Genomic DNA, 1,980 nt, shown 5'->3' on the forward strand with positions numbered 1-1,980 from the left:
AAAGCGGAGAATGCCGCACCGGTCGAAGAGCCCCATCCGGGGCTTGTGGACGGAGCAGCGGTTGTTTCTTGAGAACTCAACAGCGCGTGTTTGTTTTCTTTCAGCCAAGTTTGTTTTTGGCTCCCGCGCCACTGCGGTGGCGAGGGTTCCTTTGATTGGATGCCAGAACTGGCGTCCGGTCGGGATTCGAGCCTTCTCTAGGTTTCCGCCGGGCCCCGCCCGGCGGTGTGCAGACCTTAATGGAGAGTTTGATCCTGGCTCAGGACGAACGCTGGCGGCGTGCTTAACACATGCAAGTCGAGCGGTAAGGCCCTTCGGGGTACACGAGCGGCGAACGGGTGAGTAACACGTGAGTAACCTGCCCCCGACTCCGGGATAAGCCCGAGAAATCGGGTCTAATACCGGATACGACGCTGCGCCGCATGGCGGAGCGTGGAAAGTTTTCTCGGTCGGGGATGGACTCGCGGCCTATCAGCTTGTTGGTGGGGTGATGGCCTACCAAGGCGATGACGGGTAGCCGGCCTGAGAGGGCGACCGGCCACACTGGGACTGAGACACGGCCCAGACTCCTGCGGGAGGCAGCAGTGGGGAATATTGCGCAATGGGCGAAAGCCTGACGCAGCGACGCCGCGTGGGGGATGACGGCCTTCGGGTTGTAAACCTCTTTTACCACTCACGCAGGCCTCCGGTGCTCCGGAGGTTGACGGTAGGTGGGGAATAAGGACCGGCTAACTACGTGCCAGCAGCCGCGGTAATACGTAGGGTCCGAGCGTTGTCCGGAATTATTGGGCGTAAAGAGCTCGTAGGCGGCTTGTCGCGTCTGCTGTGAAAGACCGGGGCTTAACTCCGGTTGTGCAGTGGATACGGGCAGGCTTGAGGTAGGTAGGGGAGACTGGAATTCCTGGTGTAGCGGTGAAATGCGCAGATATCAGGAGGAACACCGGTGGCGAAGGCGGGTCTCTGGGCCTTACCTGACGCTGAGGAGCGAAAGCGTGGGGAGCGAACAGGATTAGATACCCTGGTAGTCCACGCCGTAAACGTTGGGCGCTAGGTGTGGGGACTTTCCACGGTCTCCGTGCCGTAGCTAACGCATTAAGCGCCCCGCCTGGGGAGTACGGCCGCAAGGCTAAAACTCAAAGGAATTGACGGGGGCCCGCACAAGCGGCGGAGCATGTTGCTTAATTCGACGCAACGCGAAGAACCTTACCAAGGTTTGACATCACCCGTGGACCGTCAGAGATGGCGGGTCATTTAGTTGGCGGGTGACAGGTGGTGCATGGCTGTCGTCAGCTCGTGTCGTGAGATGTTGGGTTAAGTCCCGCAACGAGCGCAACCCTTGTTCCATGTTGCCAGCACGTAATGGTGGGGACTCATGGGAGACTGCCGGGGTCAACTCGGAGGAAGGTGGGGATGACGTCAAGTCATCATGCCCCTTATGTCTTGGGCTGCAAACATGCTACAATGGCCGGTACAGAGGGCATGCGATGTCGTGAGGCGGAGCGAATCTCTTAAAGCCGGTCTCAGTTCGGATTGGGGTCTGCAACTCGACCCCATGAAGGTGGAGTCGCTAGTAATCGCGGATCAGCAACGCCGCGGTGAATACGTTCCCGGGCCTTGTACACACCGCCCGTCACGTCACGAAAGTCGGCAACACCCGAAACTTGTGGCCCAACCCTTCGGGGAGGGAGTGAGTGAAGGTGGGGCTGGCGATTGGGACGAAGTCGTAACAAGGTAGCCGTACCGGAAGGTGCGGCTGGATCACCTCCTTTCTAAGGAGTCCATGCATCGGCCGTTTTTCCGATCTGGCCGGTGGACTCGACAGTGGAACCGGGATTGTTGTCCGGTGGCGGCGCTTCGATGGCGCCGGCGCGGGAAACATCGTCCCGGTCTTGGCTGAAGTCGATGGAAACGAACTTCTTCCGGTTCTTCCTAGAGGCCGGAGGGCGCGCTGTTGGGTGTCTGAGGAGGCAACCGTCGGTC

General features: G+C 59.8%; 1 protein-coding gene and 1 rRNA gene. One reads left to right on the top strand and one right to left on the bottom strand.

From position 1 onward, the window contains the following. The first annotated feature begins 236 nt into the window (after window positions 1–236). Window positions 237–1,769 (top strand): 16S ribosomal RNA (locus EV190_RS23180). On the opposite strand, the gene EV190_RS23830 is transcribed toward EV190_RS23180, so the two are convergent. Next, window positions 1,770–1,980 (bottom strand): hypothetical protein (locus EV190_RS23830; protein WP_208113302.1); only part of this gene is annotated, 211 nt, incomplete at its 5' end. It lies immediately after the preceding rRNA gene.

The organism is Actinorugispora endophytica (assembly GCF_004363075.1).
GTDB lineage: Bacteria > Actinomycetota > Actinomycetes > Streptosporangiales > Streptosporangiaceae > Actinorugispora > Actinorugispora endophytica.